We start from the raw sequence: 14,250 nt of genomic DNA, 5'->3' as shown, positions 1-14,250 counted from the left end.
CGGATTTGCCGTTCCGCACGCGGGCGCTACGCCCCATTGATGGAGGAGGGGCGCCGCCCACATCCTCACTGATAGATTCGAGACCGACCATGCGCCTGCTCCGCCTCTGGCCCGACCAATCGCATTTCGACTTCATGCGGTTCCGGCGCTTCACGTTCCCGCTCTCGGCATTCATGTCGGTGGCGACGGTGGTGCTGTTCATGACGATCGGTCTGAATTTCGGCATCGATTTCAAGGGCGGTACCCTGGTCGAGCTCCAGGCCAAGAGCGGTCAGGCCGATGTCGGAACCGTGCGCCACACCGCCAACGGATTCGGATTCGGCGAGACGGAGGTCCAGGAACTCGGCGGCCAGGGCAACATCCTTGTGCGGTTTCCGCTCCAGCCCGGTGAGCAGGGCCAGACCGCGGTGATGCAGAAGGCCCACGCGGCCTTCGACAACGACTTCGAGTTTCGCCGCACCGAGACCGTGGGACCGCGCGTCTCGGGCGAGCTCGTGCAATCGGGCACCATCGGTGTCGTGCTCTCGGTGGTGGCGGTGCTGCTCTACCTCTGGTTCCGGTTCGAGCGCGAGCTGGCGCTCGGCGCCATCGTGGGCACCCTCCACGACATCGTGCTGACGCTGGGCATCTTCGTGATCAGCCGCATCGAGTTCAACATGACGTCGATCGCCGCGATCCTCACCATCGTCGGCTACTCGCTCAACGAGACCGTGGTGGTGTTCGACCGGACACGCGAGTTGATGCGCCGCTACAAGTCGATTCCCACGGTCGAGCTCCTCAACCTCTCGATCAACTCGACCATGTCGCGCACGGTGATGACCGGGACCTCGGCCTTCCTGTCGCTGCTGGCTCTCGTGCTGTTCGGCGGCGAGGCGATCAACGGCTTCGCGGTGGTCATGCTCGCAGGCGTCGTGATCTGCACCTACTCGGCGATCTTCGTGTCGACGCCGGTGCTGATCTACCTCGGCCTGATGCTGTCGGGGGTGAAGGCGCAGGCGCGGCCCACGACCCGCATGCCTCAGGCGGCCGAGTAGGAGGGCCGATGGCGTCCGGCGGCATCCTCGACGGCTTCGTTCCCGGGCGCCACCTCATCGACGCCTACGGCAATGGCGGCTTCCGCTTCGCCGAGATGTCGCATCGCGGCTCCGTCCTCGTGACGCCCTCGGGGATCCGGGCCTGGGACGTCACCGACGCCCGCACCATCGACCGTAACGTTCTGCGCCCGATCCAGGCCGAGGCGGGCGCGGTGGAACTGCTCCTCGTCGGGACCGGCCTCGACATCGTTCCGCTGCCCGACAGCCTCCGGCGCTGGCTCAAGGAGGCGGGCATCGGACTCGACGTGATGCAGACCGGGGCAGCGGCGCGCACCTACAACATCCTCATGGCGGAGAACCGCAAGGTCGCCGCAGCCCTGGTGGCGGTGGCATGACCGAGGCCGAGACGACCAGCAACGCCAACGAGGGGCTCGCCTTCGCGTTCAGTCACTGCGAGGCCCTGGTCCGCGAGGGCGATCCCGACCGCTACTTCGCGACCCTGTTCGCCCCGGCGCAGTTCCGGCCGCATCTCTTCGCGATCTACGCCTTCAGCCTCACCATCGCGCGGGTCCGCGAGGCCGCCGCGAATCCCATGGCCGGCGAGATCCGCCTGCAATGGTGGCGCGATGCCCTCCAGGGCGAGGCGCGGGGCGACGTCAAGGCGAACCCGGTTGCCGCGGCGCTGGACGACGCCATCGTCAAGCGCCGGCTCGGGCGCCAACCCTTCGTCGACCTCATCGATGCCCGCGTCTTCGACCTCTACGACGACCCGATGCCCCGGGTGAACGACCTCGAAGGCTATTGCGGCGAGACCGCCTCCGCCCTGATCCGGCTGGGCAGCCTCGTCCTGTGCGACGGGGCCGAACCGGGTGGCGCGGTCGCCGCCGGCCATGCGGGCGTCGCCTACGGGGTCACGGGCCTGCTGCGGGCCCTGCCCTGGCACTCCCGGCAGGGGCAGGTCTACGTGCCGGCCGATCTCCTCAAGCCCTACGGCGTCACCCGGGAGGACATCGTCACGGGCCGCGGCGGGCCCGGGCTCCTGCGGGCCACAGCCGACCTGCGGGCGCTGGCCAGGCGCCATCTCGACGCCTACGGGGCGGCACGCGCCACCATCGCGCCGCTGGCCCGCGCGGCCTTCCTGCCGGTCGCTCTCGTCGAGCCCTATCTCTCCGTCATGGAGCGTCCGGACTACGATCCCCTGAACAGTCTCGTGACGATCCCGCGCTGGCGCCGCCTCTGGCGTCTGTGGCGGGGCGCCCGCCGGATGGGATGAACGGGCCAGGCGCCCCGCGCTGCATACGGGATGCGATCCGACCCAACTAGGACGTTGAGCCGCATAACCTCCTCTGTTAGCAAGCCATTCGAGACCGCAAGGAACGGTCCGTCTGGGAGGAGCAGCGTCCGTGAACACCGTAACAACCTGGAATCAGGTCTACGACCCGTTCGGGAGCCCCTGGCTCTCGACCTTCGCGGCGTCGGTGCCAGTCATCGCGCTCCTCGGGATGATCGCCAGCGGCAAGGTCAAGGTCCATATCGCGGCCGTGCTCTCGCTGGTGGTCGCGCTCCTCATCGCCATCGTCGCCTTCGGCATGCCCACGGACCTGGCGCTCCGCGCCTCCGCCTACGGCATCGCGCTCGGCCTTTTCCCGATCGGCTGGATCATCCTCAACGTCATCTTCCTCTACCGCCTCACGGTGGAGAAGGGCTGGTTCGCGATCCTGCAGCAATCGGTGGCGGGCATCACCACCGACCGGCGCATCCAGCTCCTGCTCGTGGCCTTCGCCTTCGGCGCCTTCTTCGAGGGTGCGGGCGGCTTCGGCACCCCGGTGGCCGTCACCGGCGCCATCCTGATCGGGCTCGGCTTCTCGCCGCTCGCGGCGTCCGGCCTGTCCCTCATCGCCAACACCGCGCCCGTCGCCTACGGGGCGCTCGGCGCACCCATCGCCGGCCTCGCCTCGGTGACCGGCTACGACCCCTACATCCTCGGCGCGATGATCGGCCGGCAATTGCCGTTCTTCTCGGTGATCGTGCCGTTCTGGCTGATCTGCGTGTTCGCGGGTTTCCGCGGCATGATCCAGATCTGGCCGGCCATCGCGGTGTGCGGCGTCTCGTTCGCGCTCGCCCAGTTCGCGATCTCGAACTACGTCAATCCCTGGATCGTCGACATCGGCGCCTCGCTGATCTCGATGGGCGCGCTGGTGCTGTTCCTCAAGGTCTGGCGCCCGACCGTCATCTGGACGTCGCCGGCCCTGCGCGGCAACGATCCGTCGATCGGCTACATGGCGGAGGCCCGTCCCGCGGCCCTCGGTGCCGGGGTGCCCGGTGCCGAGATCCCGAGCTTCAACGCGGGCACCCGCACCGCCAGCTCGCGCGAGATCATGATGGCCTGGGTGCCCTGGATCATCCTCTCGATCATCGTGGCGATCTGGGGCACGGGCTGGTTCAAGGGCATCGTCAACCCGATCTTCACCTGGAAATACGAGGTGCCCGGCCTCCACAACGTGATCATGAAGGTGCCGCCGGTGGTGGCCACGGCCCATCCCGAGGCGGCCGTCTTCAACTTCACCTACATGTCCTATACCGGCACAGGCGTGCTGTTCGCGGCCCTGATCTCCGGCCTAATCATGCGCTTCTCGCCCTGGCGCCTGGTGACGGCCTATCTCGAGACGATCTGGGTCCTGCGCTACTCGATCATCACCATCGCGGCGATGCTGGCGCTCGGGGTGCTCACCCGCTACGCGGGCGTCGACGCCACGCTGGGTCTTGCGTTTGCCGGCACGGGCGTCCTGTACCCGTTCTTCGGCACGCTGCTGGGCTGGCTCGGGGTGGCGCTCACCGGGTCGGATACGGCCTCCAACGTGCTCTTTGGCGGATTGCAGAAGATCACGTCGGAGCAACTCGGCCTGTCGGGCATCCTGATGGCCTCGGCGAATTCGTCGGGCGGCGTCATGGGCAAGATGATCGACGCCCAGTCGATCGTGGTCGCCTCCACCGCCACCGGCTATTTCGGCCAGGAAAGCAAGATCCTGCGCTTCGTGTTCTGGCACTCCATCGTGCTGGCCTGCCTCGTGGGCGGCCTCGTGATGCTGCAGGCCTATGTCTGGCCGTTCAGCGCCATGGTGATCCACCCGTAGGACGCGCCCGTCCCCGTCCCGGTTCGCCGGGGCGGGGTCTTCTTTCGGGGGTCGCACGAATCCGCCTTCCCCATGGCGCGGCCATGCCCCACATGGACGCCATGTTCTTCAAGACCCTCGCCTCGCGCTACAGCCTCGCCACCCTGCCCGCCGTGGAGACCGCGCGCCTGAGGGTCGACGGCCTCGTCCCGGCCGATGCCGAGGCGGTCCAGGCCCTGACCGACGACCCCGCGATCACGGGCGCGGTCGATTTTCTGCCCGCCCCCTTCACCCTCGACGACGCCCGCCGCCTCGTCGGTCGCGTCAAGCCGATCAAGGACCGCTTCCTCGGCATCCGGGGCAAGGACGGCATCCTGGTGGGGATTGTCGGCACGCATCTTCGTGGCGATCAGGCGGTGGAGATCGGCTACTGGATGGGCGGGTCCGCCCGCAGCCAGGGCCTCGGCAGCGAGGCGGTGGCCGGGGTGGTCGGCGCCTTACGCCAGCGCTTCCCCCACCGCATCATCGTCGCCGAATGCCGCCCAGAGAACAGGGCTTCGGTGGGCCTGCTACGCAAGGTCGGCTTCCGCGATACCGGCGACGAGGGACATCGACCTGGCCGGCGGATCTACGTGATCGAGCCGAAGTGACGGGCGAAGCCGCCGTTCGAGGCTAGGCACGGTCTCCCGCTAGCGCTTGTTTACTCAGCAGCCACGCGCGCCGTCACGCTCGTCTGCGCGATCCACTCCGCCAGATCCGCCCGCGCGCGATCGGTCAGCGCCCGCTTCTTCGCCACCGCCTTTTCCGGTCCGCGCAGGCGCTTGCCGGCCTCGCCCCTCGGTGCCTCCGACAGGGGCGGGAAGAGTCCGAAATTGACGTTCATCGGCTGGAACGAGCGCGGGCTCCCTGCCTCCTCGACCCCGATGTGGCCGCCGGTGATGTGGCCGATGAGGGCGCCGAGCGCCGTCGTCTGCGGGAGCGGGGGCAGGGTGCGGCCCTCGATCTCCGCCACGGCGAAGCGGCCCGCGACGAGACCGGTTGCGGCGCTCTCGACGTAGCCCTCGCAGCCGGTGATCTGCCCGGCGAAGCGCAGCCGCGGCTCGGCCTTGAGGCGTAGCGTGGCGTCGAGAAGGCGCGGGCTGTCGAGGTAGGTGTTGCGATGCAGCCCGCCGAGCCGTGCGAACTCGGCGTTCTCCAAGCCCGGAATGGTGCGGAAGACGCGGACCTGCTCGGCATAGGTCAGCTTCGTCTGGAATCCGACCATGTTGTAGAGGGTGCCGAGCGCGTTGTCCTGGCGCAGCTGCACGATGGCGCAGGCCTTCACGGTCGGGTCGTGCGGGTTGGTGAGGCCGACGGGCTTCATCGGGCCGTGGCGCAGGGTCTCGGGTCCGCGCTCGGCCATGACCTCGATCGGCAGGCAGCCGTCGAAATAGGGGGTCGAAGCCTCCCATTCCTTGAACCCGATCTTGTCGCCCTGGATCAGCGCCTGGATGAAGGCGTCGTACTGCTCACGATTCAGCGGGCAGTTGATGTAGTCGGCGCCGGTGCCGCCCGGTCCGACCTTGTCGTAGCGCGACTGGAACCAGGCCATGCCCATATCGATCGAGTCGCGGTGCACGATCGGCGCGATGGCATCGAAGAAGGCCAGCGCCTCCGAGCCGGTCAGGCCGCGGATCGCCTCCGCCAGGGCCGGGGAGGTAAGGGGGCCTGTGGCGACGATGACCTGCCCCCACTCGGCCGGAGGCAACCCGTCGACCTCCTCGCGGGCGATCGTCACCAGGGGATGGGCTTCCAACGCCGCGGTGACGGATTTCGCGAAGCCCTCGCGGTCAACCGCCAATGCCCCTCCGGCGGGGACCTGATGCGCGTCGCCCGAGCGCAGGATCAGCGATCCGAGCGTGCGCATCTCCTGGTGCAGCAGCCCGACGGCATTGCCGTTGGCATCGTCCGATCGGAAGGAGTTCGAGCAGACGAGCTCGGCAAGATCCTGGCCGTGATGCGCCTCGGTGCCGCGCACGGGCCGCATCTCGTGGATCACGACCGCGTGGCCGCTCTCGGCGATCTGCCAGGCGGCCTCGGAGCCGGCGAGGCCGCCGCCGATGATGTGGACGGGATGGGTCATCGCAGCGGGATAAACCTGCCGAAGGGCGGGGGCAACGGCCCCCTCCAGGACGATCGCTTGCAAGCGATTGCCCTTGGTTTCTTGCTGACCTCATTCGCCGGCGCCCGCCTCCGGGAGCTTAGGCTTCCGCTTCGCTTAACGCTTTTCAGGACAGACGTCCTCAAAAGCCCGCTTTGCGCGACGAGGGTTCCGTCAATGCAGTTGCGGGCTGACGAGGAACCGCTCACGGTCGCACGATGTCACCGAGAGCTTCAGGGTCCTACCCTCGCGCTGGACCGTGAGGGGCACGCGCACGCCGGCCTCGCCGAGCGCCCAGACCTGCCGGAAGAAGCCGGCCAGATCCTCGACCGGCTCGCCCGCCACGGCGACGATGGCGTCGCCCGCGCGCAGGTCCGCGCTCTCGGCGGGGCCGTCATCGGCCAGCCCCATCACCACGACCGAGCCCTCGCCCTCCGTCGCGTAGAGGCCGAGCCAGGGCCGCGCCGGCCGGTCGACCCGGCCGCGCCGAGTCAGGTCGTCGAGGATCGGCGGCAGGAGGTCGATGGGCACGATCATGTTGATCGCCTTGGGGCCGCCATTGCCGCCCTGCTGCAATTGCAGCGAGCCGATGCCGAGGAGTTCGCCCTGGGGGCCGAGCATCGCCGTACCGCCCCAATGCGGGTGCGAGGGCGCCGTGAAGACGGCATCGTCGAGGACGTATTCCCAGTAGCCGGCGAATTCCTGCCTCGCCACGACCTGTGCGGCCACGCTGCGCTGGCGCCCGCCGGCCCCGGCCACCACGGCCCGGTCGCCGATCTTGACCCCGTCCGAGCGCCCGAGCGCCAGGACCGGGAGGTTGAGGTCGCCCAATGCCTGGACGAGACCGAAGCCGGTGACGGCATCGTAGCCGACGACGTGGCCCGGCACGGAGCGGCCGTCATGGGTCGTCAGCCAGACGGTCTCGGCCTCCATCACGAGGTAGCCGATGGTGAGGACGAGGCCGTCCTCGCCGATCACCACGCCGTTGCCCGCCCGTTCGGTCCCCAGCGTTTCCGCCGTGAAGGCCTCCGGCGGAACGCGGGTCGAGAGCGAGACGATGGCGGTGAGCGCGCGATCGAGGTCGTAGGCATAGTCCGCCGCCTTGGGCTGCACGGCGGCGGGAATCTTCCAGTCTCCCTGCGTGGCCATGCGGGTCTCTCCTCGACGTTGGACCGGCGAAATCCGGTGTGATCTGGCGAGATAGGTCGCCGAACGGTGCAGCGACAGGCGCACGCGGCGAAGCGACCTGCGAATTCCTGCGGAGAAATCCTGCGTTGCAGCGGCCTTCGCCCACACCAGATCGGCCAGGGGCGGTGGCAGGGGCGGATGCCATGCTCTACCTTGACCTTCAGATCGGACCCGCATGGCGGATGGAATGGGGCTTCGCCTTCCGTCTGAAGCGGTGAGGACGACCGGTTCCGCTCATCAGAGGCGGGCCGCCTGGGAGAGGATGGTTCGGCCCGTGCGTGATGACGCCATGTTGCTCCGGCTGATGGATGGGATCGTCCGCGGCGACGAGCAGGCCCTCAAATCGCTCTACGACCTTACCGCCCCGAAACTTTACGGCCTGATCCTTCGTATCCAAAGGGATCGGGCAGCTGCGGAGGACGTCCTCCAGGACGTCTACCTGCGGGTCTGGCAGAGTGCGGGCTCCTACGATCCCGCCTCGGGCCGGCCGCTGTCGTGGCTCTGCGCCATCGCCCGGAACCGGGCGATCGACGTCGTGCGCAGGAAGGCGGAGGTTCAGGGGCCGGTGACCGAGGACGGGGAGGATTGGTTGGAACGGCTCGCCGATCCTCACGACAGCGAAGGGGCGATCCTGGGGCGCGATGCCCTGCGCGCCTGTCTCGGCCGGCTCGACCATACGCAGCGCGACTGCGTGGTGCTCGCCTATTGCGAGGGCTATTCCCGCGAGGAGCTCGCCGCCCGCTACGACCGGCCCGTCAATACGATCAAGACCTGGCTGCACCGCGGCCTTGCGGCCTTGCGCGGCTGCCTGGAGCCCGCCTCATGACTCCGGACCCCGCCGAGCGCGACCTGCGGGCCGCCGAGTACGTTCTCGGGACGCTTCCGGCCGCCGAGCGCGCCGCGATGGACCTCGAACGGACGGTCGATCCCACCACCGGCGCGGAGGTCCGTGCCTGGGAGCGTCGCCTTGCGCCACTCGATTCCACGGCTCCGTCCGTGGTGCCGGATCCCCGGATCTGGCCGCTGATCGCCCGGGCGCTTCCGAGACGGCGGGTAACGGCGGCCAACGACAACCGCATCGACGCGCTCTCGCGCCAGATCCGCCTCTGGCGCATCGCGGCCCTGGGTGCGGGAGCCCTGGCCGCGGGGCTCGCTCTGTTCGTCGCCGTGGGCGGCCGACCCGGCGGCCCGGCGGAATCGCGCTACGTTGCCGTGGTCAGCCGCGGCGGCGAGTTGCCCGCCCTTCTCGTGAGCGTCGACCTCGCCGCTGGCACCGCGCAGGTGCGCCCGGTGGGCGCGGAGACGCCCGACGGGCGCAGCCTCGAACTCTGGTACGTCGAGGGCGGGACGCCCAAGACCCTCGGGGTGATCGGAGGGAGCGCGCGCCAGGTGGCGCTGCCGGCCGCCGCCAAGGTCGGCCAGTCTGCCGACGGCGTCTTCGCCGTCTCGGTGGAGCCCCCGGGCGGCTCGCCCACGGGCCAGCCGACGGGCCCGGTGATCTATACCGGCAAGCTGATCCGGGATTAGGCGCACCCCACACCGATGCCGAGATTCGCCGCCAACATCACCCTGATGTTCACCGAGCACGCCTTCCTCGACCGCTTCGCGGCGGCGGCCGAGGCCGGGTTCACGGCGGTGGAATGCCTGTTCCCCTATGGGGAATCGCCCCGCGCGATCCGCGACCGCCTCGACCGCCATCGCCTCGAACTCGCGCTGTTCAACGTGCCGCCGGGAGACTGGGCGGCGGGGGAGCGTGGCCTCGCCGCCTTGCCCGATCGCTTCGCCGCGATGGCCCAGGGCGTCGAGGCCGCCCTGGGTTATGCCGAGGCCACGGGAACGAAGCGCCTGCACCTCATGGCCGGCCTCGGCGACAGGCACGACCCGGATGCCCTGCAGGCCTATCGCCGCTCCCTGCGCCACGCCGCCGGCCGCCTCGCCGCCCACGGGGTCGACCTCCTGATCGAGCCGATCAACCGGCGCAGCATGCCGGGCTACTTCCTCGACGACGTCGAGGCGGCCGCGGCCCTCGTGGCCGAACTTCAGGCGGAAGGCTTCTCCAACCTGAAGCTCCAGTTCGACGTCTTCCATGCCCAGATCATGCACGGGGACGTAACGATGCGGCTCGCCCGCCTGCTGCCGCTCATCGGCCACGTCCAGGTGGCGAGCGTGCCGCATCGGTCCGAACCCGGCACGGGCGAACTCGACGACGCCTTCGTGTTCCGCGAGCTCGACCGCCTGGGTTACTCCGGCCGCGTCGGCTGCGAGTACAACCCCGCGGCAGGCACGATGGCCGGGCTCGGGTGGTTCGCGCCGTGGCGGGGCCCTCCGGCCGGTTGACCCCGCCTGTGATGGCGCCGAGGGGCAAGCTTGGCCTTTGGCGGTATCCGTGCGCCCGCGGACGCGGTATCCCGTACGGAAAGGCGAAGCCCTGAAGGCTGAGGGGAGGGAAGTCGTGACCGTGACCCGATGGCTCGGAGCCGTCCTGATGCTCGTGCTCCTGGCTGGCCTCGGTCTCGCGGTGGCCGGCCTGCCGCTACGCGCCACCGGCGAGGCCGCCCTGGCGCGATGGTACGCCCTCACAGAGGCCCCGAAGGCCGAGCGTCCCCATCTGCCGGCCCAGCGCGTCGCCGTGGAGGAGGGCCGCATGGTGGTGCGGCTGAGCCCGACCGAGCAGAACCGCGTCGGCATCGACACCCGCGTCGTGCCGGCGCAGGCGCATCGGGCCGAGCTGCAGGCCTATGGCAGCGTCCTCGATCTGGCCCGCGTCACCGATCTCACGAATTCCTATGCCTCGGCCAAGGCCCAACTCCAGACTGCGCAGGCGCGGGCCGAGGTCTCGCGCAGCGCCTTCCAGCGCGCCAAGATGCTGGGCCAATACGCCACCACCGTGCAGCTCGAGACCACCGAGGGTACCTTTCAGACCGATCAGGCCTCCCTGGCGGCGGCGGAATCGCAGGTGCGCACCCTCTCGGCCACCGCCCAGCAGGAATGGGGCCCGGTGATCGGCCGCGCCATCGTCGAGCGCAACCCCGCCGTCACCCGGCTGATCGAGCGCGCCGCGTTCCTGGTCCAGGTCACCCTGCCCCCCGGCGAGACCCTCAAAGGCCCGCCGGCCGCCGCCTTCGCCGAGGTGCCGCCCCAGAGCGCGCGGGTCGCCCTCGACTACGTCTCCCCCGCCACGCGGACGGATGCCCGCATCCAGGGCCTGAGCTACTTCTACACCGTGCGCGGCGACAGCGGCTTCCTGCCCGGCATGAGCATGCTGGTCTTCCTCGCCGGCGACCGTACCGTCACGGGCGTCAGCGTGCCCGAGGATGCGGTGGTGCATTGGGGCGGCGGTACCTGGGTCTACCGCGCGGTGGCGCCGGGGTCCTTCGTCCGCCATCAACTAAAGACCGACCCGACCATGTCGGACGACGCCTATGTGGTCGAGGACTTGCCGGGCGGCACCGAGATCGTCCTGCGCGGCGCCCAGGCGCTCCTGTCCGAGGAGATGAAGGCGCAGCTCCAGGTCTCCGGCGGCGCGGACGACGATTGAGATGGACGCCTTGCCGTCGGGTCCGCAGGCGGCCCTCGTCGCGTTTGCCGTGCGCTTTCGCGGCATCGTCCTCGGGTTGGCCATCGCGCTGGCCGGTTTCGGCATCGCGATGCTGCCTGACGCCAAATACGACGTCTTCCCCGAATTCGCGCCGCCCTCGGTGGTGATCCAGACCGAGGCGCCCGGCCTCAACCCCGAGCAGGTCGAGGTGCTGGTGACGCAGCCGATCGAGGTGGCGGTCAACGGACTGCCGAGCCTCGTCACGCTGCGTTCGAACTCGATCCAGGGCCTCTCGGTGATCACCGCCACCTTCCGGGCGGGCAGCGACATCTACCGGGTGCGCCAGCTCGTCAACGAGCGGTTGACGGCGCTCAGCGGGCGCCTGCCCCAGGGGGTTCGGCCGCCCGCCATGACCGCCCTGACCTCGGCCACCAGCACGGTGCTCCTTGTCGGGCTGACCGCCACCGGGCGAACGCCCATGGACCTGCGCACGCTCGCCGACTGGACGGTCCGCCTGCGCCTGCTCGCCGTGCCAGGCATCGCCGAGGTCTCTGTCTATGGCGGCGCCGTGCGCGCGCTCCAGATCCAGGTCCGGCCCCAGGACCTCATCCGCTTCGGCATCGGGGTGAACGACGTTCTGGCCGCCGCCCGCAAGGCGACCGGCGTGCGCGGCGCCGGCTTCGTCGATACCGCCAACCAGCGCGTCACCCTCCAGACCGAGGGACAGTCCCTGAGCCCAGAAGCCCTCGGCCGCACGGTCCTCCTCAACGAGGGTGGGGCCAGCGTGACGCTCGGGGACGTGGCCGACGTGGTTGCCGCCGGCGAGCCGCCGATCAGCGCCGCCCTGGTCGACGGCGTGCCGGGCGTACTCATCATGGTCGGTGCCCAGTACGGGGCCAACACGCGCGAAGTCACCGCCCGCGTGGAAGCCGCGCTCGCCGAGCTGAAGCCAGCCCTGGAGCGCGAGGGGGTCACCCTGCGCCCGGATCTCTTCAAGCCCTCGACTTTCATCACGGTCGCCAACGCCAACGTGATCCAGGCCTTGGGCCTCGGCGGCATCCTCGTGGTGATCGTGCTGTTCGTGTTCCTCTACGACTGGCGGACCTGCATCATCAGCGCGGTGGCGATCCCGCTCTCGCTGATCGCCGCGGTGATCGCACTCCAGGCGATGGGCGAGAGCCTCAACACGATGACGCTGGGTGGGCTCGCCATCGCCATCGGCGAGGTCGTGGACGACGCGGTGATCGGCGTCGAGAACGTGGTCCGGCGCCTGCGCGAGAACCGGCGCCTCGGACTGCCGCGCGAGGAGGGCAGGGTGGTGATCGACGCCATCCTCGAGGTGCGCACGGCGGTGGCCTACGCGACCTTCGCGGTGCTCCTCGTCTTCCTGCCGGTGCTGGCGCTGTCGGGGATCGCCGGGCGGCTGTTCGGCCCGTTGAGCTTCGCCTACATCCTCGCGGTGGTGGCCTCGCTGGCCGTGGCGCTGACCGTGACGCCGGCCCTCGCCATGCTTCTCCTGACGCGGCGCAAGGGGACGGAAGCCGGCGACCCGCCTGTGATGCGCTGGTCGCGCCGGGCCTATGCCTTCGCGCTCTCCGGCGTCGAGCGGGCGTCCGCCCTCGTCATCGCCGGCGCGATCCTGCTGACGCTCGTCGGCGCTGCCCTGGTGCCGGGTTTCGGCAGCACCTTCCTGCCCGACCTGAAGGAAGGTCACCTGATCCTGCACATGGCGGGGGCTCCGGGCACCTCCCTGCAGGAATCGATGCGGCTCGGGACCCGCATCACCGGGGACCTGAAGGCGATCCCCGGTATCCGCGCGGTGGCCTCGCAGATCGGGCGCGCCGAGGCCGGCCAGGACACCGCCGGCACCCATTACAGCGAGATCCACATCGACCTCGATCCGGGCCTCGGCGGCGCCGCGCAGAAGGGCGTCGAGGCCCGCATCCGCGCCCTCCTGGCGGAGATCCCGGGGGCGGCCTTCTCCCTCAAGACGTTCCTCACCGAGCGCATCGAGGAGACCGTATCCGGGGCAGGGGCTCCGGTGGTGATCAGCGTCTTCGGCAACGACCTGACCCGGATCGACGCCGCGGCGGCCGACATCGCCCGCGAGCTCGCCGAGGTGCCGGGCACCGCCGACATCCAGCGCAGCGCGCCCGCCGGCCTGCCGCAGGTGAACGTGAGCTTGCGCCCGAACGACCTGCGCCACTGGGGCCTCGAGGCGGTGGACGTGCTCGAGGTGGTGCGCACGGCCTACCAGGGCGACACGGTGGGCCAGACCTACGAGGGCAACGCCGTCTTCAACGTCATCGTCATCCTGGCAGCTCAGCCTCGCGGGCGCCTGACCACGCTCGGCGACCTGCCCCTGCGGACCCCCAACGGCCGCTACGTCAGCCTCTCGCAGGTCGCCGACATCTACGAGACGTCCGGCCGCTACCAGGTCCAGCACCAGGGCGCCCAACGCGTCCAGACCGTCACCGCCAACGTGCAGGGGAGGGACGTCGCCGCCGTGATGGCCGCGGTTCGTGCCAAGATCGCCCGCGAGGTCGCCCTGCCCGCGGGCGTCTATCTCGGCTATTCCGGCTCGGCGGAGGTGCAGGACCGGGCGCAGCGCGACCTCCTGCTCTATTCGGGATTCGCTGGGTTCGGCATCCTGATGCTGCTCGCCGTCGTCACCGGCTCGGTGCGCAACCTGCTGCTGGTCCTCGTCAACCTGCCCTTCGCCTTCGTCGGCGGGGTCTTCGCGGTGTTCGCGACCGACGGAATCCTGTCGCTGGGCTCGATCGTCGGCTTCGTGACCCTGTTCGGCATCTCGCTACGCAACACCATCATGATGATCTCGCATTACGAGCACCTCGTCACGGTCGAGGGCCGGACCTGGGACGTCCGCACCGCCATCGACGGCGCCGCCGATCGACTCGTGCCGATCCTGATGACATCGCTCGTGACCGGGCTCGGCCTCCTGCCCCTGGCGCTCGGGGCCGGCGAGCCCGGGCGCGAGATCGAGGGGCCGATGGCCCTGGTGATCCTCGGCGGCCTCGTGACCTCGACGATCCTCAACCTGATGATCCTGCCGACCCTGGCGCTCCGCTTCGCGCGGTTCGCTCCGGTGGAGGAGGGGGTGCTGGCGCGGTGACGGCGGATCACGCGTCGTCGTTTTCCCTCAGTCTGAACGACAGGTTGGCCCGTTCGCATAAGATATATTATGGAACCTGATGGTGCCTAGCGCCGGGTGAGGGG

At 69.8% G+C, this 14,250-nt stretch carries 12 protein-coding genes; 10 read left to right on the top strand and 2 right to left on the bottom strand.

The genetic code is table 11. From position 1 onward, the window contains the following. Nucleotides 1-89 precede the first annotated feature (89 nt). The 5 genes from secF to ACFE7U_RS02785 all read left to right on the top strand — a co-directional run bounded on the left by secF (nucleotide 90) and on the right by ACFE7U_RS02785 (nucleotide 4,797). On the top strand, nucleotides 90-1,034 hold the full coding sequence (secF, locus tag ACFE7U_RS02805; protein ID WP_375408209.1) for a protein translocase subunit SecF: 945 nt from the start codon (nucleotides 90-92) through the stop codon (nucleotides 1,032-1,034). An 8-nt stretch (nucleotides 1,035-1,042) separates the two neighbouring features. After that, nucleotides 1,043-1,429: an Mth938-like domain-containing protein gene (locus ACFE7U_RS02800; protein ID WP_375408208.1), complete on the top strand. Its 387-nt coding sequence runs from the start codon at nucleotides 1,043-1,045 to the stop codon at nucleotides 1,427-1,429. Continuing rightward, nucleotides 1,426-2,307: a phytoene/squalene synthase family protein gene (locus ACFE7U_RS02795; protein ID WP_375408207.1), complete on the top strand. Its 882-nt coding sequence runs from the start codon at nucleotides 1,426-1,428 to the stop codon at nucleotides 2,305-2,307. Before ACFE7U_RS02800 ends, ACFE7U_RS02795 begins: the two co-directional genes overlap by 4 nt. Nucleotides 2,308-2,437: 130 nt before the next feature. Further along, nucleotides 2,438-4,168: an L-lactate permease gene (locus ACFE7U_RS02790; protein ID WP_375408206.1), complete on the top strand. Its 1,731-nt coding sequence runs from the start codon at nucleotides 2,438-2,440 to the stop codon at nucleotides 4,166-4,168. Between the two features lie 101 nt (nucleotides 4,169-4,269). Further along, nucleotides 4,270-4,797: a GNAT family N-acetyltransferase gene (locus ACFE7U_RS02785; protein WP_375408253.1), complete on the top strand. Its 528-nt coding sequence runs from the start codon at nucleotides 4,270-4,272 to the stop codon at nucleotides 4,795-4,797. A gap of 50 nt (nucleotides 4,798-4,847) precedes the next feature. Here ACFE7U_RS02785 and trmFO read toward each other — a convergent pair whose 3' ends face one another. Next, a complete protein-coding gene (gene trmFO, locus ACFE7U_RS02780) occupies nucleotides 4,848-6,269 on the bottom strand; it encodes a methylenetetrahydrofolate--tRNA-(uracil(54)-C(5))-methyltransferase (FADH(2)-oxidizing) TrmFO (protein WP_375408205.1) in 1,422 nt (473 codons plus the stop codon). A gap of 192 nt (nucleotides 6,270-6,461) precedes the next feature. After that, complete coding sequence (locus tag ACFE7U_RS02775) at nucleotides 6,462-7,436, bottom strand: S1C family serine protease (protein WP_375408204.1); 975 nt, start codon at nucleotides 7,434-7,436, stop codon at nucleotides 6,462-6,464. A 313-nt stretch (nucleotides 7,437-7,749) separates the two neighbouring features. Between ACFE7U_RS02775 and ACFE7U_RS02770 the strand changes: the two genes are divergently transcribed. The 5 genes from ACFE7U_RS02770 to ACFE7U_RS02750 all read left to right on the top strand — a co-directional run bounded on the left by ACFE7U_RS02770 (nucleotide 7,750) and on the right by ACFE7U_RS02750 (nucleotide 14,146). Next, entirely contained in the window at nucleotides 7,750-8,301 is a 552-nt protein-coding gene (locus ACFE7U_RS02770; RefSeq protein ID WP_375408203.1) for an RNA polymerase sigma factor, read from the top strand. After that, a complete protein-coding gene (locus ACFE7U_RS02765) occupies nucleotides 8,298-9,002 on the top strand; it encodes an anti-sigma factor domain-containing protein (protein ID WP_375408202.1) in 705 nt (234 codons plus the stop codon). Before ACFE7U_RS02770 ends, ACFE7U_RS02765 begins: the two co-directional genes overlap by 4 nt. A gap of 15 nt (nucleotides 9,003-9,017) precedes the next feature. Then, nucleotides 9,018-9,812, top strand: coding sequence for a 2-oxo-tetronate isomerase (otnI, locus tag ACFE7U_RS02760; RefSeq protein WP_375408201.1), 795 nt, complete (start codon nucleotides 9,018-9,020; stop codon nucleotides 9,810-9,812). A 148-nt stretch (nucleotides 9,813-9,960) separates the two neighbouring features. Further along, nucleotides 9,961-11,013 (top strand): efflux RND transporter periplasmic adaptor subunit, encoded by a 1,053-nt coding sequence (locus ACFE7U_RS02755; protein ID WP_375408252.1) that lies wholly within the window; start codon nucleotides 9,961-9,963, stop codon nucleotides 11,011-11,013. 1 nt (nucleotide 11,014) lies between these two features. Beyond that, a complete protein-coding gene (locus ACFE7U_RS02750; RefSeq protein ID WP_375408200.1) occupies nucleotides 11,015-14,146 on the top strand; it encodes an efflux RND transporter permease subunit in 3,132 nt (1,043 codons plus the stop codon). The last annotated feature ends 104 nt before the right edge of the window (nucleotides 14,147-14,250 follow it).

Source organism: uncultured Methylobacterium sp. (assembly GCF_964251405.1).
GTDB lineage: Bacteria > Pseudomonadota > Alphaproteobacteria > Rhizobiales > Beijerinckiaceae > Methylobacterium.
Note: the sequence above shows the minus strand (reverse complement) of the source record. Positions and strands in the feature narration are given on the sequence as shown.

What these genes read in the sequence shown, in the direction of transcription:
- otnI (WP_375408201.1), top strand. Translation starts at nt 9,018, where the DNA reads ATGCCGAGATTCGCCGCCAACATCACCCTGATGTTCACCGAGCACGCC.
- secF (WP_375408209.1), top strand. Translation starts at nt 90, where the DNA reads ATGCGCCTGCTCCGCCTCTGGCCCGACCAATCGCATTTCGACTTCATG.
- ACFE7U_RS02765 (WP_375408202.1), top strand. Translation starts at nt 8,298, where the DNA reads ATGACTCCGGACCCCGCCGAGCGCGACCTGCGGGCCGCCGAGTACGTT.
- ACFE7U_RS02800 (WP_375408208.1), top strand. Translation starts at nt 1,043, where the DNA reads ATGGCGTCCGGCGGCATCCTCGACGGCTTCGTTCCCGGGCGCCACCTC.
- ACFE7U_RS02775 (WP_375408204.1), bottom strand. Translation starts at nt 7,436, where the DNA reads ATGGCCACGCAGGGAGACTGGAAGATTCCCGCCGCCGTGCAGCCCAAG.
- trmFO (WP_375408205.1), bottom strand. Translation starts at nt 6,269, where the DNA reads ATGACCCATCCCGTCCACATCATCGGCGGCGGCCTCGCCGGCTCCGAG.
- ACFE7U_RS02785 (WP_375408253.1), top strand. Translation starts at nt 4,270, where the DNA reads ATGTTCTTCAAGACCCTCGCCTCGCGCTACAGCCTCGCCACCCTGCCC.
- ACFE7U_RS02750 (WP_375408200.1), top strand. Translation starts at nt 11,015, where the DNA reads ATGGACGCCTTGCCGTCGGGTCCGCAGGCGGCCCTCGTCGCGTTTGCC.
- ACFE7U_RS02755 (WP_375408252.1), top strand. Translation starts at nt 9,961, where the DNA reads ATGCTCGTGCTCCTGGCTGGCCTCGGTCTCGCGGTGGCCGGCCTGCCG.
- ACFE7U_RS02795 (WP_375408207.1), top strand. Translation starts at nt 1,426, where the DNA reads ATGACCGAGGCCGAGACGACCAGCAACGCCAACGAGGGGCTCGCCTTC.